This is a genomic window from Pseudomonas sp. PSB18, from assembly GCF_014596565.1.
Lineage (GTDB): Bacteria > Pseudomonadota > Gammaproteobacteria > Pseudomonadales > Pseudomonadaceae > Aquipseudomonas.
In genome coordinates, this window is record NZ_NOIN01000002.1 from 139555 (window position 1) to 162837 (window position 23283).

Annotated in this window: 21 protein-coding genes and 1 pseudogene; 12 read left to right on the plus strand and 10 right to left on the minus strand. The window is 61.7% G+C overall.

Features of this window, described 5'->3' with window-relative positions:
* Positions 1-920: 920 nt before the first annotated feature.
* The 7 genes from CGA22_RS04705 to CGA22_RS04735 all read right to left on the minus strand — a co-directional run bounded on the left by CGA22_RS04705 (position 921) and on the right by CGA22_RS04735 (position 9471).
* Entirely contained in the window at positions 921-1487 is a 567-nt protein-coding gene (locus CGA22_RS04705; protein ID WP_041021578.1) for a GNAT family N-acetyltransferase, read from the minus strand.
* Between the two features lie 194 nt (positions 1488-1681).
* On the minus strand, positions 1682-2452 hold the full coding sequence (locus CGA22_RS04710) for an electron transfer flavoprotein subunit beta (RefSeq protein ID WP_041021577.1): 771 nt from the start codon (positions 2450-2452) through the stop codon (positions 1682-1684).
* 15 nt (positions 2453-2467) lie between these two features.
* Positions 2468-3688 carry an electron transfer flavoprotein subunit alpha/FixB family protein gene (locus CGA22_RS04715; RefSeq protein WP_041021576.1) on the minus strand — a complete coding sequence of 407 codons (1221 nt, stop codon included), beginning with the start codon at positions 3686-3688 and terminating at the stop codon, positions 2468-2470.
* Positions 3688-5637, minus strand: a complete 1950-nt coding sequence (gene dgcB / locus CGA22_RS04720; RefSeq protein WP_041021575.1) for a dimethylglycine demethylation protein DgcB — start codon at positions 5635-5637, stop codon at positions 3688-3690. The genes CGA22_RS04715 and dgcB overlap by 1 nt, the downstream gene beginning before the upstream one ends.
* 169 nt (positions 5638-5806) lie before the next feature.
* Positions 5807-7867, minus strand: a complete 2061-nt coding sequence (gene dgcA, locus CGA22_RS04725) for a dimethylglycine demethylation protein DgcA (protein WP_041021574.1) — start codon at positions 7865-7867, stop codon at positions 5807-5809.
* A gap of 15 nt (positions 7868-7882) precedes the next feature.
* Positions 7883-8413, minus strand: coding sequence for a DUF5943 domain-containing protein (locus CGA22_RS04730; RefSeq protein WP_041021573.1), 531 nt, complete (start codon positions 8411-8413; stop codon positions 7883-7885).
* An 80-nt stretch (positions 8414-8493) separates the two neighbouring features.
* Positions 8494-9471: a dipeptidase gene (locus tag CGA22_RS04735; RefSeq protein ID WP_024776566.1), complete on the minus strand. Its 978-nt coding sequence runs from the start codon at positions 9469-9471 to the stop codon at positions 8494-8496.
* Positions 9472-9705: 234 nt separating this feature from the next.
* Between CGA22_RS04735 and CGA22_RS04740 the strand changes: the two genes are divergently transcribed.
* The 5 genes and pseudogenes from CGA22_RS04740 to CGA22_RS04760 all read left to right on the plus strand — a co-directional run bounded on the left by CGA22_RS04740 (position 9706) and on the right by CGA22_RS04760 (position 12285).
* Entirely contained in the window at positions 9706-10107 is a 402-nt protein-coding gene (locus CGA22_RS04740; protein ID WP_041021572.1) for a lysozyme inhibitor LprI family protein, read from the plus strand.
* 17 nt (positions 10108-10124) lie between these two features.
* Positions 10125-10346, plus strand: a pseudogene (locus tag CGA22_RS04745) (helix-turn-helix domain-containing protein); the annotation flags it as partial.
* Positions 10347-10487: 141 nt separating this feature from the next.
* Positions 10488-10946 carry a hypothetical protein gene (locus CGA22_RS04750; protein ID WP_041021571.1) on the plus strand — a complete coding sequence of 153 codons (459 nt, stop codon included), beginning with the start codon at positions 10488-10490 and terminating at the stop codon, positions 10944-10946.
* 69 nt (positions 10947-11015) lie between these two features.
* Positions 11016-11792: a DUF4239 domain-containing protein gene (locus tag CGA22_RS04755; protein WP_188258493.1), complete on the plus strand. Its 777-nt coding sequence runs from the start codon at positions 11016-11018 to the stop codon at positions 11790-11792.
* A 76-nt stretch (positions 11793-11868) separates the two neighbouring features.
* Positions 11869-12285, plus strand: a complete 417-nt coding sequence (locus CGA22_RS04760; RefSeq protein WP_041021570.1) for a DUF3010 family protein — start codon at positions 11869-11871, stop codon at positions 12283-12285.
* 22 nt (positions 12286-12307) lie between these two features.
* On the opposite strand, the gene CGA22_RS04765 is transcribed toward CGA22_RS04760, so the two are convergent.
* Complete coding sequence (locus CGA22_RS04765) at positions 12308-13249, minus strand: GlxA family transcriptional regulator (protein WP_188258494.1); 942 nt, start codon at positions 13247-13249, stop codon at positions 12308-12310.
* Between the two features lie 185 nt (positions 13250-13434).
* Between CGA22_RS04765 and CGA22_RS04770 the strand changes: the two genes are divergently transcribed.
* From CGA22_RS04770 to CGA22_RS04795, 6 genes are all read left to right on the plus strand, one after another.
* Positions 13435-14385, plus strand: coding sequence for a choline ABC transporter substrate-binding protein (locus CGA22_RS04770; protein WP_041021085.1), 951 nt, complete (start codon positions 13435-13437; stop codon positions 14383-14385).
* Positions 14386-14457: 72 nt separating this feature from the next.
* Entirely contained in the window at positions 14458-15345 is an 888-nt protein-coding gene (locus CGA22_RS04775) for a 3-keto-5-aminohexanoate cleavage protein (protein WP_041021084.1), read from the plus strand.
* A gap of 145 nt (positions 15346-15490) precedes the next feature.
* Positions 15491-16456, plus strand: coding sequence for an L-carnitine dehydrogenase (locus tag CGA22_RS04780; protein WP_041021083.1), 966 nt, complete (start codon positions 15491-15493; stop codon positions 16454-16456).
* Positions 16457-16620: 164 nt separating this feature from the next.
* A complete protein-coding gene (locus CGA22_RS04785) occupies positions 16621-17097 on the plus strand; it encodes a thioesterase family protein (protein ID WP_041021082.1) in 477 nt (158 codons plus the stop codon).
* 20 nt (positions 17098-17117) lie between these two features.
* Positions 17118-18281, plus strand: coding sequence for a gamma-butyrobetaine dioxygenase (locus CGA22_RS04790; RefSeq protein WP_041021081.1), 1164 nt, complete (start codon positions 17118-17120; stop codon positions 18279-18281).
* A gap of 291 nt (positions 18282-18572) precedes the next feature.
* Positions 18573-18836 (plus strand): hypothetical protein, encoded by a 264-nt coding sequence (locus tag CGA22_RS04795; protein WP_024776555.1) that lies wholly within the window; start codon positions 18573-18575, stop codon positions 18834-18836.
* Between the two features lie 88 nt (positions 18837-18924).
* On the opposite strand, the gene CGA22_RS04800 is transcribed toward CGA22_RS04795, so the two are convergent.
* Together CGA22_RS04800 and CGA22_RS04805 are read right to left on the minus strand one after the other, a co-directional pair.
* A complete protein-coding gene (locus tag CGA22_RS04800; protein ID WP_024776554.1) occupies positions 18925-20028 on the minus strand; it encodes a GlxA family transcriptional regulator in 1104 nt (367 codons plus the stop codon).
* Between the two features lie 473 nt (positions 20029-20501).
* Positions 20502-21878 (minus strand): L-serine ammonia-lyase, encoded by a 1377-nt coding sequence (locus CGA22_RS04805; RefSeq protein ID WP_041021080.1) that lies wholly within the window; start codon positions 21876-21878, stop codon positions 20502-20504.
* A 426-nt stretch (positions 21879-22304) separates the two neighbouring features.
* Between CGA22_RS04805 and CGA22_RS04810 the strand changes: the two genes are divergently transcribed.
* Positions 22305-23252, plus strand: coding sequence for a choline ABC transporter substrate-binding protein (locus tag CGA22_RS04810; RefSeq protein WP_041021079.1), 948 nt, complete (start codon positions 22305-22307; stop codon positions 23250-23252).
* Positions 23253-23283: the final 31 nt, after the last annotated feature.

A 23283-nucleotide genomic window follows, 5' to 3' on the forward strand; every position in this document is an offset into this window, starting at 1 on the left:
TGCGAGGGAAACGAGGTGCAGGTGAACGCTATTGACGCGCACGCTGGTTGGCGGCGCGACGACGAATGCGTCGGGGCAACAACATGGGCGGCGTCGGGGTGCAATTCACCGATGAGGGGAGGTACGCGTGAGGGTGTCGGCTATCCATCCTGTGCTCTCCCTGAACCGGATGTGGATAAAAACGCTGATGTCCTTGTGGTTTGGAGTGAAGACACACGACCGCCACGCGTCAAGGCAGTTCCTTAGAACTGTATGAAATTTGATCTATCGCGTTTCGGACTATACGCGACGGGGTCCGCAGCCTTTCACAAACAAGTTATCCACATGACCACCCACAGCTAATGGGGACAAGTACGCCGCGGCCTCGACCGTGTACAGACAAAATCAAGAAAAAACCGTGACTTATGCACACAGAAGCTTTTTCCGTCATATCGGTTACTTTTTGATCAAACCTCAGAAAGCCTTGATCTATAAGGCTTGCAGCTAGCAGCGAACACCTTATCCACAGAAGCGCCAACAGTGTTTGGGGGTAAATTTGACGGTATTGTGGAAAACCCCTGCAACGGCACGTAAATCCAGGTTACTCAGGGAAATTCCAGAAAGCATAGGCGATTTGATCAGTTAATGACCAAGTGCTCGAAAGGCCCGTTCCGCATGGCTTGCAGAGGACAGCGAACAACTTATCCACAAAAGCGCCAACAAGTATTGGGGGCAAATATGACTCACCCTACGTCTTCATTGATCGGAAAAAGCCAATAAAAACCGTGAGTTGGACTGATCATTTTTTGAGCGCAGCCTTGGAAGGCTTGACTGGCGAGGGGCATAGCAAGGAGCGAACAGGTTATCCACAGGTAGGTATACAGTAATTGTGGGTAACGGTCCGTGGGGAGCACCCGCTCGCTCCCCACGCCTTGCAACGGTCACGGCCGATGCATGAGATACGCATCTCCCGTCACCCGAATCATCGGATGCGGAACAATCTGACAGGTTTTAACGATGCCAAAGCCATGGCGTTCATAGAAGCGCCGGGCGCCGGTGTTCGCAGCGTAGTCGATCAGGCTCAGCCCCTTGAGTTTCAATCGATCGGCCCGCTGTTGTGCCAGCTCAAGAAAGCGCACGCCCAGCCCCTTGTTGCGCCAGCCTTCATGCAAGGCCAAGCTCGATATGTAGAGGGTATCGGGAATTTCCATATCAGCGTAAGGCGCCAGGACCGGATCAGTGACGGGCGTCGCCAGCGGGTCATGACGCATCACGTAGCAGTGCATCATCCCGATGACCCGACCTTCAGCCTCTGCAATGACGCAGTTCTGGTAGGAGAAATCAACATCCTCACGTGCGTAGCGAGCCGCGCCCACCTCCACGAGCTCCTGTCCAGGCGCCGCCAGCTGGCTCCAGATGTAATCGGAAGCACCTTCGGAGGAAATCTGGAACAAGCGAGCAATCTCGGGCGTATCCGCGGGTGAAGCCGGACGAAATACAATGTCCATGAAAGGGGATTCCAATAGCTATCAGACGCCTTTTGAGGTTATCCACAGGCGCGTGCAGGAGTTGTGAGTAAACCCCATCCTCTGTGGGAGCGAGCCTGCTCGCGATAGCCGGATATCAGACAACTGTGTTGTCGCTGACACGCCGCTATCGCGAGCAGGCTCGCTCCCACATGGGGTTTTGCGGGGATGTGGGATTAGCGAACCACCCCTTCCTCAATCAGCAACTTGAGAATCGCCTCGGCACCGGCCTCCGGGCTCAGGCCCTTGAGCACTTGTCCGCCTCCACCGCTGGCCTTGGCCGTGGCGGCTTTCATGCGATCGGCGCCGCTCTTGGCCTTGATGACTTTCAAGCGCTTGGGGCGTGGTTTGGCCGGCTGCAGCGTTGCCGCCGCAAGCAACTCGTCGTCGATCACTTCGACTTCTTCGGCATGCAAGGCGCCACGTCGGGCCGGACCGTAGGCACTTTGGCGAGGCTTTGGCGCCGCGTTATCCACAGTGGCGAGAAATGGCAGGCGCACCTTCAGCCGTCGCCGTTGACCACGAGGCAACGCCTGTAGCACCAGGGCCACGCCGTTGTCGATGGATTCCACCTGGGCCAACCCCACCACCAATGGCCATCCCAGGTTCTCCGCCAGCAGGAACGGCAGCATTCCCGAGCCTTCGCCGGTCTCCGCCTGGCTACCGGTGAGCACCACCTGGGGCCCCGCGTCGCGCAGGTAATCGGTCAGGGCCGGTAGCGCGTCCGCCCCCGCCGGGTTTTCCAGCACGCGAAGCTCGTCCAGGCCCATGCCCAAGTAAGCGCGCAGGGCCGGTTCGGCCACGTCGCCGGCATGCAGCACTTGCAGGTCGCTTCCGGCCAGTTGCAAGCCCAGCTCCACGGCCCGGGCGTCCTGATCGGCACGCCTTGGCCGACCGGAGGTAGGGTGGGCACCGATAGAGACGAGGCTGATCACTTGAATCGTCATGGTTGAATCCTTAACTTAAGCCGCATCGCGTTTGGCTTCGTTGCGGTAAGCCTCTACGGCCGCGATCAGCGCCTGGAGAATCGCCGCGCTGTCGCCGATCACCGACAGATCCGCCCGTTTGATCATGTCGCAACCCGGGTCGAGGTTGATCGCCACCACCTTGTCGCAGGCACCGATGCCTTGCAGGTGCTGGATCGCCCCGGAAATCCCCACGGCCACATAAACCCGTGCGGTGACCCAGGTACCACTGGCGCCGACCTGACGGTCCCGGGCCATGAAACCATCGTCCACCGCCACCCGCGAAGCGCCTTCAGTGGCCCCCAGGGCCGCAGCGGTCTGATGGAACAGCGCCCAGTCCTTGACCCCGTTGCCGCCGGAGAAAATGAATTCGGCTTCGGCCATCGGGATCGCGCCCGGATCCACCGCCACCGCCCCCAGGTCCTCGATGCGCGACAGGCTACGGGCCACGCTTGTGGATAACTCCACCGGCAACGCCTCGTGTCGGGTTTCGCTGACCGGTTCGGCACATTCGGCCGCCGCCAGGATCAACCGGGCCAAAGGCCGGGCCAAGTCTTGCAGGCCAGCGCCGGCGCGACCGATGCATTCCTCACCCTTGACCTGCCAGACGCGGGTAGCCGGACGCTCGCCCAAGGCCGCGGCGAAGCGCCGGCCCAGTTCGGCGCCACCGCTGCGGCTGTCAGGCAGCAACCAATGCCGCGGATTGAACTGGTTATCCACAGCGCGCAGGCCTTGCACACGTTGTTCCGGTGCATAACCGCTGAATTCCTCGCCGTCCAGCACCAACAGCCGGTCGACGCCGGCCGTGGCGAACGCGCTTTCCTTATGCTCGCCGAAGACCACTGCCAGCACGGCACCGTCCGTACCGGCCAGCTGATGAGCCAGGCCCAACAGATCCCGGTCGTGACTGCTGAGGCGTCCGCCCACCATGTCCGGCACCACACAGATGTGGAATGCCGGTTGCGGCACTTGATGCAACGGCAGTTGCACTTCAGTCGCGGCGCTGCGCTTGGCCGTGCCGCCCTGCTGGGCGCCGCTGCGGTCGATACGCTTGATACCGTTGGGGCCGATGAAGCCGACGCCATGGACATTCTTGCGAACGATGCCGTTGGGCCCCATCCAGCTGTGCTGGACCGGTTGCATGGCCGCGTGCAGCGGGTGCAGGCGGTTGCGGGCGATCCACTCGGCGCGAGGGTCGCGGCGGATGATGTCGCTCATTAATGCACCTCCGCAGGTTCACGTTTGGCCGGGGCCGCAGACTTGCTCGGCGCTGCCTCTTCGAGCAGGGCATCGGCCACCAGCTCGGCGATGTCTTTGATCATCGGCCGGGGCTCGACCACACCTTCGAGCATCGCGGTGCACTGTGGACAGCCCACAGCCACCAGCTCGGCGCCGGTTTCGCGGATGTCTTCCATGCGCATGTCAGGGATCCGCTGCTTGCCCGGGATGTCGGTGATCGGCGCACCGCCGCCACCGCCGCAGCAACGCGAACGGAAACCGGAACGCTGCATTTCCTTGACCTCGATCCCCAGGGCGCGCAGCACCTGGCGTGGCGCCTCGTATTCGCCGTTGTAGCGGCCCAGGTAGCACGGGTCGTGATACGTCACGCTGTCACCCTTGTGCTGGCCGAGGTTGAGCGCGCCGGCGTCGATGACTTCCGCCAGGTAGGTGCTGTGGTGCTGCACCAGGTAGTTGCCATCGAAGGCGCCGTATTCATTTTTCAGCACGTGGAAACTGTGGGGGTCGCAGGTCACGATGCGGTTGAAACTGTATTTGGCCAGGGTCTGGATATTGCGCTTGGCCAACAGTTGGAACGTCGCTTCATCACCGAGGCGTCGGGCCACGTCGCCGCTGTCGCGCTCTTCAAGACCGAGCACGGCGAAGTCGACGTTCGCGGCCTTCAGCACTTTGACGAAGGCGCGCAAGGTGCGCTGGTTGCGCATGTCGAAGGCACCGTCACCGACCCAGAACAGTACGTCGGTGGATTTCTTCTCGCTGAGCAGGTTCAGGTTCAAGTCCGCCGCCCAGTTCATCCGGCCACCCGGGGCGAAGCCGCCAGGGTTATCGGTGGCGATGAGATTTTCCAGCACTTCGGCGCCCTTGTTCGGCGTGGCGCCTTTTTCCAGGGTCAGGTGCCGGCGCATGTCGACGATGGCGTCGACGTGCTCGATCATCATCGGGCATTCCTCGACGCAGGCACGGCAGGTGGTGCAGGACCACAGCGTCTCGGCATCCACCAGGCCGTTGACGATCGGCTGGTGAGGATTACCGCCATGCTCGCCCACCGGTTTGCCCGGATACGGGCTGCCGGCGAACTTCGCATCGGTGCCGCCGGCCAGGCCGACGACCATGTCCTGGATGAGTTTCTTCGGGTTCAGCGGCTGGCCGGCGGCGAACGCCGGACAGGCTGCTTCACACTTGCCGCACTGCACGCAGGCGTCGAAGCCGAGCAACTGGTTCCAGGTGAAGTCCTTGGGTTTTTCCACACCCAACGGTGCGGCCGGATCGTTCAGGTCCAGCGGCTTCAGACCAGTGGAGCGACCGCCGCCAAAGCGCTCGGCACGACGGTGCCAGGCCAGGTGCAGGGCACCGGCAAAGGCATGCTTCATCGGCCCGCCCCAGGTCATGCCGAACAACAGCTCCGACACGCCCCACAACACGCCGACGCCCAGGATCGCCGCCAACAGCCAACCACCGAAGTTCTCCGGGAGAATGCCGGCCACCGGCAAGGTCACCAGGAAGAACGACGCCGAGAACGCCAACAGGCTTTTCGGCAGGCGCATCCACGGCCCTTTCGACAGGCGCGACGGCGGATTGCGCCGACGCAGGTAGACAAAGATCGCGCCGACGAACATCACCGCCGACATCAATAACAGCGCATAGCCGAGGAAACGGTTATGCAGGCCGAAACCGTGCACCAGGATCGCCAGCACCAGCGACGCCACCGCACCACCGGCCGTGGCAACGTGGGTGTTGGCAATGTATTTGTCCCGCGCCACCACGTGGTGCAAATCCACCATGTAGCGCTTGGGCATGGCAAAGAGGCCGCCGATCAGGTTGACCTTGGACGGTCGCCCCCGACGCCACATGTTCACCCGCCGCAAGGCGCCGAGGACCGCGAGGCCCAGAGCGGCGAACAGCAGGATGGGAAGAAGGGTGTTCAGCATGGTGAAGCTCCCAAAGACCTCAGGTCTTGCAGGCACAGAAACCTGGATGTCTTGCTCGATTCCTGTGGGAGCAAGGCTTGCCCGCGATGGGATTGACTCGGTCAGTCAGATGCTCCGTATCGCTGCTATCGCGGGCAAGCCTTGCTCCCACAGGGTTATCCACAAGCCGTTAGAAATCCTTGCACAGCCGCAGGGCGTCGTAGATCGCGGCGTGGGTATTACGCTGCGCCACACAGTCGCCGATGCGGAACAGCAGGTAGCCATCGCCGCTCTGCTCCAGGCACGGTTGCGGCTTGATCGCGAACAGGGCTTCGACGTCGATCTGGCCCTTGTTGCGCGAACCCTCCTTGAGGGCGTAGTAGATTTCCTCGTCCGGCCGCACGCCGTTCTCTACCACCACCTGGTCCACTACGCGCTCTTCCTTGGCACCGGTGTATTCGTTCTCCAGCACCGCCACCAGCTTGTCGCCTTCGCGGTAGACCTTCTCCAGCATCATGTCCCCGGTCATGATCACTTCTTTCGGGTACATGCTGCGGTAGTAGGTGGGGAACGACGTCCCGCCAATGGCCACGCCCGGCTTGATGTCGTCGGTAACGATCTCGACCTGGCTGCCCTTGTCGGCGAGGAAGTCGGCCACCGACATGCCGGTGAACTCGCAGATGGTGTCGTAGACCAGCACGTTCTTGCCCGGTGCGACCTTGCCGTCAAGCACGTCCCAACTGCTGACCACCAGCCCCTCGGCGGCGCCCCAGTGTTCGTTCTGTTCCAGGAACGGATGCCCGCCGACAGCGAGTACTACCACGTCCGGACGCAGGTCCATGATGGTCGCCGCGTCGGCCGCCACGCCCAGGCGCAGGTCGACTTTCAGCCGCGCCAGTTCCAGTTGGAACCAACGGGTGATACCAGCGATCTGGTCCCGTTGCGGGGCTTTCGAGGCGGTGGTGATTTGCCCACCAATGAATTCCTTCTTCTCGAACAGGGTCACGTCGTGCCCACGTTCGGCCGCCACGCGAGCGGCTTCCATCCCGGCCGGGCCGGCACCGACCACCACCACCTTGCGTTTCGGCCCGGTGGATTTCTCGATGATGTGCGGCACGCCCATGTATTCACGGGAGGTCGCGGCGTTCTGGATGCATAGGACGTCCAGGCCCTGGTACTGACGGTCGATGCAGTAGTTGGCACCGACGCACTGCTTGATCTGGTCGACCTGGCCCATCTTGATCTTGGCGATCAGGTGCGGGTCGGCGATGTGGGCGCGGGTCATGCCGACCATGTCGACGTAACCGCCCTCCAGGATCCGCGTGGCCTGGTTCGGGTCCTTGATGTTCTGCGCGTGCAGCACCGGGACCTTGACCACTTCCTTGATACCGGCGGCCAGGTGCAGGAACGGCTCCGGTGGATAACTCATGTTCGGGATAACGTTGGCCAGGGTGTTGTGGGTGTCGCAACCCGAACCCACGACGCCGATGAAGTCCAGCGTGCCCGTGTCGTCGTAGTACTTGGCGATCTGCTTCATGTCTTCGTGGGACAGGCCGTCCGGGTGGAACTCGTCACCGCAGATGCGCATGCCCACGCAAAAGTCGTCGCCCACTTCGGCGCGCACGGCCTTGAGCACTTCCAGGCCGAACTTCATCCGGCCTTCGAAGGTGCCGCCCCATTCGTCGGTACGCTTGTTGACCCGCGGACTCCAGAACTGGTCGATCATGTGCTGGTGCACGGCGGACAGCTCGACGCCGTCCAGGCCACCGGCCTTGGCCCGGCGCGCGGCCTGGGCGTAGTTGCCGATCACCCGCCAGATTTCTTCCGGCTCGATGGTCTTGCACGTGGCACGGTGCACCGGCTCACGGACACCGGACGGCGACATCAGGGTCGGCCAGTTGAAGCCGTCCCAGCGCGAGCGACGGCCCATGTGGGTAATCTGGATCATGATCTTGGCGCCATGCTTGTGCATGGCGTCGGCCAGGTTCTGGAAGTGCGGAATGATGCGGTCGGTGGACAGGTTCACCGAGCTCCACCATTCCTGCGGGCTGTCGATGGCGACCACCGACGAACCACCGCAGATCGCCAGGCCGATGCCGCCCTTGGCCTTCTCTTCGTAATACTTCACGTACCGGTCGGTGGTCATCCCGCCGTCAGTGGCATAGACCTCGGCGTGAGCGGTGCTGAGCACGCGGTTGCGGATGGTCAGTTTGCCGATCTGGATCGGCTGGAACATTGCTTCAAAAGCCATGGCGCAATCCTCGACTTACAACGGCTTGGTGATGAACAGGCCGTCGTCGTGGCCTTCTTCAGAGCCACCATAGACCTGTTCGGCCACGGTGCGGATCGAACTGCCGCGTGCGGCGAGGATCTGGTCCATGGCACCGGCGAACCAGCCGGTGAACATGTAGTCGACCTTGCGTCCGACCTTGCCGTACACATAGACGAATGCCGAGTGTTCGAGCTTGACGCTGCAGGTGCCTTTGTCGAGGTCGATGTCCTGGATCTTGAACAGGCCCCAACCACGTTGCGACAGGCGCTTCATGTAGTGCTCGAACACCGCGACGCCTTCCAGGCCATGGCATTCGGCTTCTTTTTCACACCAGTGCCAGGCGGATTTGTAGCCGGCCTTGTAGAGGATCTCGGCGTAGGCGTCAGCGCCCAGCACTTCCTCGATGCCCATGTGGTTGTTGACGAAGAAGTGACGTGGCACATAGAGCATCGGCAGGGCGTCGGAGGTCCAGACACCGGTTTCGCTGTCGACTTCGATAGGCAGTTGAGGGGCGATTTTGGCCATTGAAACTTGACTCCGGAAATTCGTGATGTTGCCTGCGACGCGGTTGGCCGCAGGTAAAGGATTCAGTGCAGCAGCGGCGTTTATTCGCCCCAGACGTCCTTGAGGACATTGACCCAGTTCTCACCCATGATCTTGCGCACCACTCGCTCGGAATGGCCGCGCTTGAGCAGTGTCTCGGTGAGGTTCGGGAACTCGCCCACGGTGCGGATGCCCAGGGGATTGATGATCTTGCCGAAGCTGGTCAGACGGCGGGCATAGCCCTTGTCGTGGGTCAGCATCTCGAAGAACGCCTGGTCGTGGCCCTGGGTGAAGTCGGTACCGATGCCAATGGCGTCCTCACCGACGATGTTCATGGTGTATTCGATGGCTTCGGCGTAGTCGTCGATGGTCGAATCGATGCCCTTGGCCAGGAACGGCGCGAACATGGTCACGCCGACGAAGCCACCGTGGTCGGCGATGAACTTCAGCTCTTCATCGGACTTGTTGCGCGGGTGCTCTTTCAGGCCGGACGGCAGGCAGTGGGAATAGCAGACCGGCTTCTTCGACTCGAGGATGACTTCTTCAGAGGTCTTGGAACCGACGTGGGACAGGTCGCACATGATGCCGACACGGTTCATCTCGGCGACGATTTCACGACCGAAGCCCGACAGGCCGCCGTCGCGTTCGTAGCAGCCGGTGCCGACCAGGTTCTGGGTGTTGTAGCACATCTGCACCACACCGACGCCGAGCTGCTTGAAGATCTCGACGTAACCGAGCTGGTCTTCGAAGGCGTGGGCATTCTGAAAGCCGAAGATGATGCCGGTCTTGCCCTGTTCCTTGGCGAGGCGGATGTCCGCGGTGGTTTTCACCGGGATCACCAGGTCGCTGTTTTCGCGGATCAGTTTCTGGCTGGCTGCGATGTTGTTGATGGTGGCCTGGAAGCCTTCCCATACCGACACGGTGCAGTTGGCAGCGGTCAGGCCGCCCTTACGCATGTCTTCGAACAGGTCGCGGTTCCATTTGGCAATGATCAGCCCGTCGATAACGATGCTGTCGGCGTGCAATTCGGCTGGGCTCATCAGGCAGTCCCCTTTTATCGGATTTCATGCGCCGAATCGTCTGCCGGCGCTTTGGGGCCAGCATATGCCTGAGGGCCGTGGCGACCCGGTGCAAAAACGACAGGGGAATTGCCGAAAGCGTCAATCCACGACAAAGGGCCGTGCGAGGCCCACCCTCCCCGTCTGTTCTTTGCCCGACGCTTGCGCCAGAATCCGCTGCATCACTGGTTTTCACTGGACTCGAGCGGCAACGCAATGAAATCAATCTTCCTGGCTTTGGCACTGATCAGCACCGTCGCCCACGCGACCGAAGACACCGAACAGAATCCCTGCGACGCCGTCGAAAACGACGTCCAGACCCTGGCCTGCTCGGTCTACGGCAGGACCGCCGCCGAACAGTTGTTGAGCGAAAACCTGCAAGGCCTCTACGAACGCCTGCAAACCCGCTACGGCAGCGACAAACCCCAGCTCAACGACATCACCGGCAAGATCAAAGCCGCCCAGCAACTGTGGCAGAAGCAGCGCGACGCCGATTGCGCCATCGCCGCCTTCCCGGCCAAACCGGGCAGTGAAGCGTACAAAATAGCCGAAAACGACTGCATGGCCCAGGTGAGCGATGATCGGTCGGAGTTTTTGGAGTCAATTGGGCAGGAGTAAATTTGCTAGTGAATAGTCATCTGATTCCCCATGAAGTTGTCGACCGTATGGTCGACAACGCAACCCCCATCCGTGCCTGGCGCGAACATCTGAACCTGACCCAGGACGACGTCGCCAAGCGCCTGGGCATTTCGCAACCGGCCTTTGCCCAGCAGGAGTCCGTTGCAAAACCCCGCCGGGCCACTCGCGAGAAGATCGCCGCGGCCTTTGGTATCCATGCCGATCAACTGGAGCTCTAGTGTTCGAATCCCCGAACCGGCCTCACAGTCCACTAGCCGCCAACTGTCAACTTTGACAGTTGGCGGGCCAAACAGAGAAGCCTAGGATCAGCACGTGACAGGAATTCACGTGACTTCGGCCTAATCGCCAGGGAGCTGATCATGCTGACTCAACATATCTTGCCTCAGACCCGGCAAACCCCATCATCCGGTAATGTTGTCGCCCAGCTGGAGGACGGCGCGCCCTTCCAGTCCAACATGACCAATTTTGCCTACGACTATTACACGACGGACCGACAGCTACGCCTGACGCTTTCCGCCGTCCAGGTGCCGGACACGGCCGCCGAACGGGTCATTCGCGGAATCGAAATGGTGTTCAGTCCAGAGGTGACCAACGAGACCCTGGTGATCGGGGAGCGGAAGGTCTACGTCACTTACTGGACAATGTGGGCGGAGAACGGCCAGACACGCTTCCGGACCAATGATGCCGACAACGGCTCCGTCTCGGTGATGTTCAATCATGAGGAGGAAACCTACCTCGGTAATTTCACTTTCGGACCCGCCGGAAGCGTTATCCAGGGCAGTTTCTCCATCCAGGGGCGGGACAATTTCACCCTTTGAGACACCCAACGGGCATCGTCGCGTCCCGCCGTACAGACGAGCCGAGTACGACAATCAAGGGATTCTCGTATGCACGCGCTTACCGTCCTGCCTTTCTACGGCGTGGCCATTTTTATCGCCATCGTGTTGGGCATCGAGGCCGGTCGCCGGATCGGCAACCGTCATCTTGCCCAGGATCCGGAGGGCGCCCGCCAGGGCATCGGGGCGATTGAAGGCGCGGTGTTCGGCCTGCTGGCGCTGCTGATTGCCTTTACCTTCTCCGGCGCCGCCTCGCGTCTGGATCAGCAGCGGACGCTGATCGTTGCCGAAACCAACGCGATGGGCACCGCCTGGCTGCGCCTGGACCTGCTGCCGGCCAGCGAGCAACCGGCGGTACGCCAGGCCTTCAGGGATTACGTCGACGCCCGGATCGATTACTACCGCGACTTGCGCGAGGACGAGATCGACGAAACCGCCCATGACCGCGCCAACGAGTTGCAGCACACCATCTGGAAACGCACCATCGCCGCCCAACAGCAGATGCCCACGCCAACCCTGGGCGTCAGTGTGCTGCAGGCGCTGAACGAAATGATCGACATCACCACTACCCGCGCGGTGGCCCACGAAACCCACCCGCCACTGATCATCTACCTGATGCTGGTGACCATGACCCTGGTCAGCGCCGTGCTGATCGGCTACGGCATGGCCGGTACGGCGCAGCGTCACTGGTTGCACAGCCTGGGCTATGCGGTGGTCATGGTCTGCGTGTTGTATGTGATCCTGGATTTCGAGTACCCCCGCTTCGGCGTTATCCGGGTCGATTACTTCGACAAGATCATGCTGAATTTGCGCAAGTCCCTGGACTGAAGCGAGAAAAATCACCACGTCCCCCGGCTCCGATTGGATAGACTTGGACCTCATACCTCCCATTCCGAAGGCTCGAATGATTATCTGCGGCATCGAAATCAAAGGCAGCGAAGCGATCATCGCCGTCGCTTCGCTGGATCAACAGGCATTGAGTCACGTCGCGCTGAGCACCCGTAAAATCGCCCTGGACGATGATGACGAAGCCGCCAACGTCAAGGCCTTCGCGGCCCGGGTACGGGCGTTCGTCACCGAGAACGCTATCGAGCGCATCGCCATCAAGAAGCGCAGCAAGAAAGGCGAGTTCGCCGGCGGCCCGACAACCTTCAAGATTGAAGGGGTCTTGCAGTTGCTGGAAGGTTGCGACGTGACGCTGCTCTCACCGCAGACGATCAACGCGCAACACAAAAAACACGACTTCGCCCTGCCGGCGACGCTGAACAAATATCAGCATGAGGCGTACAAGGCGGCGTGCGCGGCGTTGATGAAGCAATAAGCAGATTTCCTGTGTTCGGCCCTCAGACCACCTTGCGCCGATCCTCCCGAGGACACCGCTCGAACCTTGCCCGATAACTGCGGGTGAAGTACGACGGTGACTCGAACCCGCAGGCGATGCTCACTTCCAGCACGCTCATATCGGTCTGGCGCAGCAGTTGCCGGGCCTTTTCCAGGCGCAGGCGCAGGTAGAAGTTGCTGGGGGTGTCGTTCAGGTGCAGGCGGAACAGCCGTTCGAGCTGGCGACGGGTGACACCGATGGATTCGGCCAGCTCAAGGGTGCTCAGAGGCGGCTCGCTGTGGGCTTCCATTTCACCGATGACATGCACCAGCTTCTTGTTGCGGATGCCGTAGCGGCTGGCGATTTCCATGCGCTGGTGATCCTTGCGCGGACGGATGCGGCCGAGCACGAACTGTTCGCTGACCTGAATCGCCAGGTCAGCGCCGTGGGCCTGGCCGATCAGGTCCAGCATGAGATCGATGGAGGCAGTGCCCCCGGCGCAGGTGATGCGGCGGCGGTCGATTTCGAAGAGTTCCTGGGTCACGCTGAGCTGCGGATAGGACTCCTTGAACGCCTCGATGGCTTCCCAGTGCAGGGTCACACGGTGCCCCTCCAGCAATCCCGCATCGGCCAGGACCACACTGCCCGTATCGATGCCACCCAGGGTCACGCCCTCCTTGTCCAGCCGATGCAACCAACGCTGCAACGCCGGTGTGGCGAATTTCAGCGGTTCGAACCCCGCCACCACCCACAGGGTCGCGCCTTTCTTCAACGGCTCCAGCGCAGCATCGGCGTTGACCGACATGCCGTTGCTGGCCAGGACCGCGCCGCCATCGGCACTCAGCACATGCCAGCGGTACAGTTCGCCACGAAAGCGATTGGCGACCCGCAACGGCTCGATGGCCGAAATGAAGCCGATGGCCGAAAAACCCGGCATCAGCAAAAAATAGAAATCCTGGGACATGGCGCACTCGGACGACGGGTAGCGTGGGAGTCTTGATACGCCACTTGCAGGGGCCATTCAAGAGGTCGCTGCAGTGCAAGTGCGAGTCGCCGCAGTGCGTTTTGCGAAAGGGCCGGCTGCGTAACTTGGCATCACCGGCGCACAGACACCGGACCCCATAACAATAAGCTGCCGAGGAACCCGACATGAAACGACTGATCAGCTACTGCGTTCTTGCACTCAGCGGTACCACCTTCCTGGGCATGAGCTCCACCACCCTGGCAGCCGAACCGGCCGCGTGCCAGAACGTGCGCCTGGGCGTGGTCAACTGGACCGACGTCATCGCCACCAGCGCCTTGACCCAGGTGATGCTCGACGGCCTCGGCTACCAGACCAAACAGACCAGCGCCTCCCAACAGATCATCTTCGCCGGCATCCGCGATCAGCGCCTGGACATGTTCCTGGGCTACTGGAACCCGCTGATGACCCAGACCATCACGCCGTTCGTCGAGGCCAAGCAGGTGAAGGTGCTGGAGCAACCCAGCCTGAAAGATGCCCGCGCCACCCTGGCCGTGCCGACTTACCTGGCCGACAAGGGCCTGAAGACCTTCGCCGACATCGCCAAGTTCGAGAAGGAGCTGGGCGGCAAGATCTATGGCATCGAGCCCGGCTCCGGCGCCAATACCCAGATCAAAGCCATGATCGCCAAGAACCAGTTCGGTCTGGGCAAATTCCAACTGGTGGAGTCCAGCGAGGCCGGCATGCTCGCCGCCGTGGACCGTGCCGTGCGGCGCAAGGAAGCCGTGGTGTTCTTCGGCTGGGCGCCGCACCCGATGAACGTCAACGTACAGATGACCTACCTCACCGGCAGCGACGACGCCCTCGGCCCGAATGAAGGCATGGCCACCGTATGGACCGTCACGGCGCCGAACTACGCCGAACAGTGCCCGAACGTCAGCCGGTTGCTGAGCAATCTGACCTTCAGCGCCGAAGACGAGAGCCGGATGATGCAGCCGCTGCTGGATCACAAGGACCCGCTCGAATCGGCCCGGCAATGGCTCAAGGACCATCCGCAGGACAAGCAGCGCTGGCTCGAAGGCGTGACCACCTTCGACGGCAAGCCGGCCGCCGACAACCTGAAACTGACCAGTAACTGATCGAACGTTATTCCTCTGCGCGGCACCCAACTGGCTGCGCAGTGACTCACTACGCCTGAAGGAAACCGCACCATGAACCACGACGTCATCATCACCTGCGCACTCACCGGTGCTGGCGACACCACCGCCAAGAGCCCTCACGTACCGGTCACGCCGAAACAGATCGCCGAGGCCGCCGTCGAAGCCGCCAAGGCCGGGGCCACGGTGGTCCATTGCCACGTCCGCGATCCACAGACCGGCAAGTTCAGCCGCGACGTGGCGCTGTATCGCGAAGTGATGGAACGCATCCGCGAGGCGGACGTGGACATCATCGTCAACCTCACCGCCGGCATGGGTGGCGACCTGGAGATCGGCGGCGGCGAGCGGCCGATGGAGTTCGGTCCCAACACCGATCTGGTAGGACCGCTGACCCGCCTGGCCCATGTCGAAGAACTGCTGCCGGAAATCTGCACCCTGGATTGCGGCACCCTGAATTTCGGCGACGGCGACACCATCTACGTCTCCACCCCGGCACAACTGCGGGCCGGGGCCCGGCGCATCACCGAGTTGGGGGTCAAGGCCGAGCTGGAAATCTTCGACACCGGCCACCTGTGGTTCGCCAAGCAGATGATCAAGGAAGGCTTGCTGGACAACCCTCTGTTCCAACTCTGCCTGGGCATCCCATGGGGCGCGCCGGCCGACACCACCACCATGAAAGCCATGGTCGACAACCTGCCGGCGGACGCGGTGTGGGCCGGCTTCGGCATCGGTCGCATGCAAATGCCAATGGCCGCCCAGGCGGTGTTGCTGGGTGGCAACGTGCGGGTCGGATTGGAAGACAACCTGTGGCTGGACAAGGGCGTACTCGCCACCAACGGCCAACTGGTGGAACGAGCCGGCGAGATCCTCAGCCGCCTCGGTGCCCGCGTGCTCACGCCCGCTGAAGGCCGCAAGAAAATGGGCCTGACCCAACGCGGCTGACCGCTCCCTCCATCATCCCCTCTGTGGGAGCAAGGCTTGCCCGCGATGGCGATTGAACAGTCGACATCCGCGTTGAATGTGCCGCCGTCATCGCGGGCAAGCCTTGCTCCCACAGAAAATTACCGACCCTTTTCAGGAAACCACCATGAGCTTTATCACCGACATCAAGACCTTCGCCGCCCTGGGCAGTGGCGTCATCGGCAGCGGCTGGGTCAGCCGCGCCCTTGCCCATGGCCTGGACGTCGTGGCCTGGGACCCGGCACCGGGCGCCGAGGCAGCGCTGCGCAAACGCGTGGCCAGTGCCTGGGGCGCGCTGGAGAAACAAGGCCTGGCGCCTGGCGCCTCCCAGGACCGGCTGCGCTTTGTCGCGACCATCGAAGAATGCGTGCGCGATGCCGACTTCATCCAGGAGAGCGCCCCCGAGCGCCTGGAACTCAAACTCCAACTGCACAGCCAGATCAGCGCTGCCGCCAAGCCCGATGCGCTGATCGGCTCCAGCACGTCGGGGCTGCTGCCGAGCGAGTTCTACGAAGGTTCCACCCATCCGGAACGCTGTGTGGTCGGTCACCCGTTCAACCCGGTGTACCTGCTGCCGCTGGTGGAAGTGGTCGGTGGCAAGAACACCGCGCCCGAAGCCATCCAGGCCGCCATGCAGGTCTATGAATCGCTCGGCATGCGCCCCCTGCACGTGCGCAAGGAAGTCCCCGGTTTCATCGCCGATCGCCTGCTTGAAGCGCTCTGGCGCGAAGCCCTGCACCTGGTCAACGACGGCGTGGCGACCACTGGGGAAATCGATGATGCCATCCGTTTTGGTGCCGGCTTGCGCTGGTCGTTCATGGGGACGTTCCTGACGTACACCCTGGCCGGCGGCGACGCCGGGATGCGCCATTTCATGGCCCAGTTCGGCCCGGCGCTGCAATTGCCGTGGACCTACCTGCCGGCCCCCGAGCTGACCGAGAAGCTGATCGATGATGTGGTGGAAGGCACCAGCGATCAGTTGGGCAGCCACAGCATTGCGGCGCTGGAGCGCTACCGTGACGACTGCCTGCTGGCGGTGCTGGAGGCGGTGAAAGCCACCAAGGCCAGGTATGGCATGTCCTTCACTGAGTAAACCTTGATTTCCGGGCCTGTCCCTCTGGCCTCATCGCGAGCAGGCTCGCTCCCACAGGTATCTGGCGGTGTGAACATGGTTGATTTCACTCAGTAGAACCCTGTGGGAGCGAGCCTGCTCGCGATAGCGTCCGCCCAGCCAACATAATTGTCGGAACCTGAACCATGCCCACCCTCACCACCTACCAAACCCACATCCGCCCCGAGTGGGTCGATTACAACGGCCACCTGCGCGACGCCTACTACCTGCTGATTTTCAGCTACGCCACCGACGCGCTGATGGACATGCTCGACATGGACAGCCAGAACCGCGACGCCAGCGGCCACTCGTTGTTCACTCTCGAACTGCACCTCAATTACCTGCACGAAGTGAAGGTCGACGCCAACGTCGAAGTGCATACGCAGATCATCGGTCACGACGCCAAGCGCCTGCACCTCTACCACAGCCTGCACCTGGTTGGCGGCGACAAGGAGCTGGCGGGCAACGAGCAGATGCTGCTGCACGTCGATCTGGCGGGCCCGCGTTCGGCGCCCTTCATGGAGACTACCCTGGGCAAACTCAAGGCCTTGATCAGCGAACAGTCCGACCTGCCACCGTCGGCCTGCATCGGTCGGGTCATCGCCCTGCCCCCTGCTCGTTAAGCCTCGAAAAGGAGATCGCCATGAACACCGCCGCCGCTATTGCCGACTTCCGTCGCTACCCCTGGGTCTGCGCGTTGACTGCGGCAAGCCCTTTCGCCGACCGGATCCAGGTCACCTGGGCCGACGGCCGGATCAGCCCGTTTCATCATCAATGGCTGCGGGATAACTGCCCCTGCCCCCACTGCGTCTATACCGTTACCCGGGAACAGGTGCTGGAAATTGTCGATGTGCCTGAAGACCTGGCGCTTGGCGCGATTCGCCTCGACGACGAAGGCAGCCTGTGGGTGGATTGGCAGGACGGCCACCAAAGCCGTTTCGATCCGGGCTGGCTGCGCGCCCACGCCTACGATGATGAATCCAGAGCCGAGCGCCTGGCGGGCAAGGCCAAGCGCCAACTCTGGAAACACGATCTGCAATTGCCGGTATTCGACTACCCGGCGCTGATGGAGGATGACAGCGCACTGCTGCAATGGCTGCTGGCGGTACGGGACATCGGTCTGACCCAGGTCCGCGGCGTGCCCACCGAACCCGGTTCACTGAAACAGCTTGCCCAGCGCATCTCGTTCATCCGCGAGAGCAACTTCGGCGTGCTGTTCAATGTGCAATCCAAGGTCGATGCCGACAGCAACGCCTACACCGCCTTCAACCTGCCATTGCACAGCGACTTGCCGACCCGGGAATTGCAACCGGGATTGCAGTTCCTGCACTGCCTGGTCAACGACGCGGAGGGCGGCGAGAGCATTTTCGTCGACGGTTTCGCCATTGCCGAAGCCCTGCGCCAGGAAGACCCCGAGGTTTTTGCCGTGCTATGCGAGATCCCGGTAGAGTTTCGCAACAAGGACCGCCACAGCGACTATCGTTGCCTGGCGCCCATCATCGCGCTGGATGCGCTGGGGCAGGTTGCGGAAATCCGCATGGCGAACTTCCTGCGCGGGCCGTTCGACACCTCGGTCGAGCAGATGCCCAGCCTCTATCGTGCCTATCGACGCTTCATCGCCCTGACCCGCGAACCGTCGTTTCGCCTGACACAGCGGCTGGAGCCCGGCCAGCTGTGGTGCTTCGACAACCGCCGCACCCTCCACGCCCGCAACGCCTTCGACCCGGCCACCGGGGCGCGGCATTTCCAAGGCTGTTATGTGGATCGGGATGAGTTGCTGTCGCGGATCCTGGTGTTGCAGCGCTAGACCGCGCCTGCTCGCGATGGCGTCGGCACCAGACACGCAGGCAAAAAAATCCCCGATCAAGCCGTGACATGATCGGGGCAGGAGGCGTTACTGGAGGAGCTGTCAGCGCGAGGGTGACCAAACCATCGTGATTCAGCTTGAGGCCAGTGTGCCCAGTCCCGATCAGCGTCAGTTAGCCGAAAACGACACGCTCATAGCCATATAGGTCATCGCGACGATTTGCCCTTGCCGCCGCTTCGGGTGGCTACCAGAATCGGATCACGCCCTCATCCATGAACAAGGAAAAGCGTCATGATGCACGCCGATTTGATCGACCAGGAAGACCTGCTGGGCCAGCTCAAGGCTCTCGGCCTTCAGATACCCAGCGGTTCTACCGCCGAACAGGCCTGCGAATGTGCGGTGCGCGGCCTGGACAAGGCTCGCGCCAATGAGCTGCGGCGGATGGTCAAGGAGATGTACACCAGCAGCGCCACCATCCTGCCGGCCGTGCGCCAGGCGATCGATAAGCAGCTGTTGCCGGCACTGGCGCAATACCAGCAGAACCACAGCGCCTGAAAAAATCTATCGCGAGCAAGCTTTGCTCCCACAGGTTTATCGACATGCCTGTGGGAGCAAAGCTTGCTCGCGATGAGGACGCCTCGGTTTACAGCCTCACGCTGGCAAACGTCGACTCGTTACGCGCCTGGCTCAACGCCGACAGCGGACCGGACAACGGCGACAGTACCAGGGCCTGCGGCAGCGGCATCATCGCCACTTGTTGCGTGGTGTTGGAACCGACGCGCTCGTCACGCGGTGGAATGCCGAAGTATTCGCGGTAGCACTTGGAGAAGTGCGGCGTGGAGACGAAGCCGCACACCGATGCCACTTCGATGATCGACATCGGCGTCTGCTTGAGCAGTTGCCGTGCACGGATCAGTCGCAGCTTGAGGTAATAGCGCGATGGCGAGCAGTGCAGGTATTTCTGGAACAGCCGCTCCAACTGGCGCCGGGACACGGCGACGTACACCGCCAGTTCGTCCAGGTCGATCGGCTCTTCGAGGTTGGCCTCCATCAGCGCGACGATCTCCTGCAACTTCGGCTGGTTGGTGCCGAGCATGTGCTTGAGCGGCACACGCTGGTGATCCTGCTCGTTGCGAATGCGCTCATAGACAAACATTTCCGAGATGGCCGCCGACAGTTCACGACCGTGATCGCGACTGATCAGGTGCAGCATCATGTCCAGCGGCGCGGTGCCGCCGGAGCTGGTGAAACGGTTGCGGTCGAGGGTGAACAGGCGGGTGCTCATCGACACCCGCGGGAAGGCTTCCTGCATCGCTGCCAGGCATTCCCAGTGCACACTGCAATCGAATCCATCGAGCAGGCCGGCGCAGGCCAGTGCCCAACTGCCGGTGCAGACCGCGCCAAGGCGACGGGACTGGCGGGCCTGGCCTTGCAGCCAGGACACGTGTTCACGGGTAACGGTGCGCTGGATGCCGATGCCGCCACAGACGATGACAGTATCCAGGGCAGGCGCCTTGTGCATGGAAGCGTCCGGGGTGATCTGCAGACCGTCACTGGCCCAGACCTGCCCGCCATCCACGGTGAGGGTGGTCCAGCGATACAGCTCGCGACCGGATAGCTGGTTAGCCATGCGCAGAGGTTCCACTGCGGACGCCAGGGAAATCAGCGTGAAATTGTCCAGCAGCAAAAAGCCGATGGACTGAGGCGCACGGTTCTGGGGTTGAGCCCCGGAGTGGGTCGACGTCATCGCGGTATCTCCTCACACAAAGCGGGTGATGGCCTCAGGCGGAGGCTCTTTTTATTGGTGATTGCCCTCGGTCTCTACACAGGAGACGGGCTTTATATTGATAGAGCAATTGCCATGCCTAAACTTGAATACGTATTCAATAAATCCTGAAAACGACATGCCGAGCCGTCTATATAAGGCGCATATCGAGTGTGGATTATCGGGGTCATCAAGGGCGGCTGGCGCCTGTCACTGCGGGCAGTGAGCACTTCGGTAGCACTTGTGGGAACTGGGCTGCGCCACTTTCGGAACAGTGTCACCCCAAGCGCGGTGGACGAACGGTTGATAGCTGCGCAACGGCTAACCCGACGAACGAGTCTTATCTGATTGCGACGCGCTAAAAAGTGGCGGGTTTACGGCGTAATGTTCATTTATTGAGCAGTTTCGGGGGCTTTTGTGGAGAGGGGATTTATCCCCTCGCCACAACGCTTCTATCAGCACTCCACGGCACTGACCGCCAACCCACCGCGCGACGTCTCTTTATACTTGTCGTGCATGTCGGCGCCGGTATCGCGCATCGTGCGAATCACCCGGTCGAGGGAGATGAAATGCTGGCCATCACCGCGCAGCGCCATCTGCGCCGCATTGATCGCTTTTACCGCAGCGATTGCGTTGCGCTCGATGCAGGGCACCTGGACCAGACCGCCCACCGGGTCACAGGTCAGGCCGAGGTTGTGTTCCAGGCCGATTTCCGCCGCGTTGCACAGTTGCTCCGGCGTGGCCCCCAGGATCTCCGCCAGGCCCGCTGCCGCCATGGCACAGGCCGAGCCCACTTCGCCCTGACAACCGACTTCGGCACCGGAAATCGAAGCGTTCTTCTTGCACAGGATGCCCACCGCCGCCGCACCGAGGAAATAATCCACGACGTTGGCGTCGGTAACGGCCTCGCTGAACTTCATGAAATAGTGCAGTACCGCCGGAATGATCCCCGCCGCGCCGTTGGTCGGCGCCGTCACCATGCGCCCGCCGGCGGCGTTTTCCTCGTTGACCGCCAAGGCGAAGAGGTTGACCCACTCCATCGCGCTCAGGGTCGAACCGATGACATTCGGCTTGTTCAACTCTTGCAGGCTGCGGTGCAACTTGGCCGCACGCCGGCGCACGTTCAGGCCGCCAGGCAGGATGCCTTCATGCTTGAGACCCTGCTCGACACATTCCTGCATGGCCCGCCAGAGCTTCATCAGCCCGCTGCGGATTTCTTCCTCAGAGCGCCAGGCCTTCTCGTTGGCCATCATCAGTTCGGCTACGCGCAGGTTGTGGGTGCGACACAGTGTGAGCAGTTCTTCGGCACTGGAGAAATCGTAAGGTAGCTGGGTGGTGTCCAGATCCGCTACGCCGCTGGAGGCCTGGGCCTCATCGACGACAAAGCCGCCGCCGACCGAATAATAGGTGTCGCGGAACAGCTCACCGCTGGCGCCTTCGGCCACCAGCGTCATGGCATTGGGGTGGAACGGCAGGTTTTCGTCGATCAGGCGCATGTCCCGGGCCCATACGAAAGGCACCGGCAAGCGACCGTCCAATTGCAGGGTTTCGGTTTCGCGCAACAGTGCGATGCGCGGAGCAATCTGCGACGGATCGATCGCATCTGGCCATTCGCCCATCAGGCCCATGATGACGGCGGTATCGCTACCGTGGCCGATGCCAGTGGCCGACAGCGAACCATAGAGCTGCACCTCGACCCGGCACACGTCGTTCAGCAGTGCCTTTGCCCGCAACGCCTCGACAAACAGCGCCGCGGCGCGCATCGGGCCGACCGTGTGAGAACTGGACGGGCCAATACCGATTTTGAACAGGTCGAACACACTGATTGCCATTGCCTAGAACCTCCAGAACGGGCATATCCGGGCGCAGGAGCGTCCGGTGACGGAGCTGCTACGCTCAACGCCGGGATGGCCGCATCATCCGGTTTTTGCCTGAAGGGTCGACGTCTGACACCGACGCAATTATGCCCACCAACGCCGTCGGTCTCATGACGGGGTTTTACGCCGTTTTTTTGCGTGTCAGAGACCTGCCGGAGGCGGAAAAAATCTGTAAACGACGTCACCAACACTGGATGCGACCCTCCCTGTACTGGATACGACTCACCCTGTAGGCGACAGATTTGCACTGGTACATGATCGGTTACGGCTCGTTTTCAAGGCCGCGTGTCAAGACAGTGTTCACGCGCCCCAACCGCAACACCCAATACAAAGCGCGGTTATCCGACCGGACACCGCCGATAAAACACCAGGAGTCCACTCATGAAAGGTTCCAAGTCGTTGTTGTTGGCCGCCATGCTGAGTCTTCCCATGCTGGCCAACGCTGCTGAACCCGCACAGTGCAGCACTGTTAACTTCTCCGACGTCGGCTGGACCGACATCACCGTGACCACCGCTACCACCAGCGTGATTCTTGACGCCCTCGGCTACAAGACCAAGACCACCATGATTTCCGTGCCGGTGACCTACAAGTCCCTGGCCGACGGCAAGAACATGGACGTATTCCTCGGCAACTGGATGCCGACCATGGAAAACGACATCAAGGCCTACCGCGACGCCGGCACCGTGGAAACCGTGCGCACCAACCTCAAGGGCGCCAAGTACACCCTGGCGGTGCCCAAGGCCCTGTACGACAAAGGCCTGCATGACTTCTCCGACATTGCCAAGTTCAAGAAGGAACTCGACGGCAAGATCTACGGCATCGAGCCGGGCAACGACGGCAATCGCCTGATTCAGAGCATGATCGACAAAAACGCCTTCGGCCTGAAGGACGCCGGCTTCAAGGTCGTCGAGTCGAGCGAAGCGGGCATGCTGTCCCAGGTCGACCGGGCCTCCAAGCGCGGCACCGACGTGGTGTTCCTCGGCTGGGCACCACACCCGATGAACACCCGCTTCAGCATTGAATACCTGACCGGCGGCGACGAGTTCTTCGGTCCGGACTTCGGCGCCGCCACCGTGGCGACGAACACCCGCAAGGGTTACACCCAGGAATGCAGCAACGTTGGCCAGCTGTTGAAGAACCTCGAGTTCACGGTCGACATGGAAAGCAAACTGATGGGCAACGTCCTGGACGACAAGATGAAGCCTGAAGCTGCCGCCAAGGCGTGGCTGCAGAAAAACCCACAGGTACTCGATACCTGGCTCGCTGGCGTGACCACCATTGACGGTAAACCTGGCCTGGAAGCCGTGAAAGCCAAGCTCGCACAGTAATAGTTATGCCGGGCGGGTTCACCCGCCCGGG

Excerpts from the sequence above, each read along its gene's own strand:
- CGA22_RS04715 (WP_041021576.1), bottom strand. The coding sequence starts at position 3,688 with ATGAGCGACATCATCCGCCGCGACCCTCGCGCCGAGTGGATCGCCCGC.
- CGA22_RS04770 (WP_041021085.1), top strand. The coding sequence starts at position 13,435 with ATGAAACGACTGATCAGCTACTGCGTTCTTGCACTCAGCGGTACCACC.
- CGA22_RS04780 (WP_041021083.1), top strand. The coding sequence starts at position 15,491 with ATGAGCTTTATCACCGACATCAAGACCTTCGCCGCCCTGGGCAGTGGC.
- CGA22_RS04760 (WP_041021570.1), top strand. The coding sequence starts at position 11,869 with ATGATTATCTGCGGCATCGAAATCAAAGGCAGCGAAGCGATCATCGCC.
- CGA22_RS04765 (WP_188258494.1), bottom strand. The coding sequence starts at position 13,249 with ATGTCCCAGGATTTCTATTTTTTGCTGATGCCGGGTTTTTCGGCCATC.
- CGA22_RS04705 (WP_041021578.1), bottom strand. The coding sequence starts at position 1,487 with ATGGACATTGTATTTCGTCCGGCTTCACCCGCGGATACGCCCGAGATT.
- CGA22_RS04740 (WP_041021572.1), top strand. The coding sequence starts at position 9,706 with ATGAAATCAATCTTCCTGGCTTTGGCACTGATCAGCACCGTCGCCCAC.
- CGA22_RS04710 (WP_041021577.1), bottom strand. The coding sequence starts at position 2,452 with ATGACGATTCAAGTGATCAGCCTCGTCTCTATCGGTGCCCACCCTACC.
- dgcB (WP_041021575.1), bottom strand. The coding sequence starts at position 5,637 with ATGCTGAACACCCTTCTTCCCATCCTGCTGTTCGCCGCTCTGGGCCTC.
- CGA22_RS04730 (WP_041021573.1), bottom strand. The coding sequence starts at position 8,413 with ATGGCCAAAATCGCCCCTCAACTGCCTATCGAAGTCGACAGCGAAACC.
- CGA22_RS04735 (WP_024776566.1), bottom strand. The coding sequence starts at position 9,471 with ATGAGCCCAGCCGAATTGCACGCCGACAGCATCGTTATCGACGGGCTG.
- CGA22_RS04790 (WP_041021081.1), top strand. The coding sequence starts at position 17,118 with ATGAACACCGCCGCCGCTATTGCCGACTTCCGTCGCTACCCCTGGGTC.
- CGA22_RS04800 (WP_024776554.1), bottom strand. The coding sequence starts at position 20,028 with ATGACGTCGACCCACTCCGGGGCTCAACCCCAGAACCGTGCGCCTCAG.
- CGA22_RS04795 (WP_024776555.1), top strand. The coding sequence starts at position 18,573 with ATGATGCACGCCGATTTGATCGACCAGGAAGACCTGCTGGGCCAGCTC.
- CGA22_RS04775 (WP_041021084.1), top strand. The coding sequence starts at position 14,458 with ATGAACCACGACGTCATCATCACCTGCGCACTCACCGGTGCTGGCGAC.
- CGA22_RS04750 (WP_041021571.1), top strand. The coding sequence starts at position 10,488 with ATGCTGACTCAACATATCTTGCCTCAGACCCGGCAAACCCCATCATCC.
- CGA22_RS04805 (WP_041021080.1), bottom strand. The coding sequence starts at position 21,878 with ATGGCAATCAGTGTGTTCGACCTGTTCAAAATCGGTATTGGCCCGTCC.
- dgcA (WP_041021574.1), bottom strand. The coding sequence starts at position 7,867 with ATGGCTTTTGAAGCAATGTTCCAGCCGATCCAGATCGGCAAACTGACC.
- CGA22_RS04810 (WP_041021079.1), top strand. The coding sequence starts at position 22,305 with ATGAAAGGTTCCAAGTCGTTGTTGTTGGCCGCCATGCTGAGTCTTCCC.
- CGA22_RS04785 (WP_041021082.1), top strand. The coding sequence starts at position 16,621 with ATGCCCACCCTCACCACCTACCAAACCCACATCCGCCCCGAGTGGGTC.
- CGA22_RS04755 (WP_188258493.1), top strand. The coding sequence starts at position 11,016 with ATGCACGCGCTTACCGTCCTGCCTTTCTACGGCGTGGCCATTTTTATC.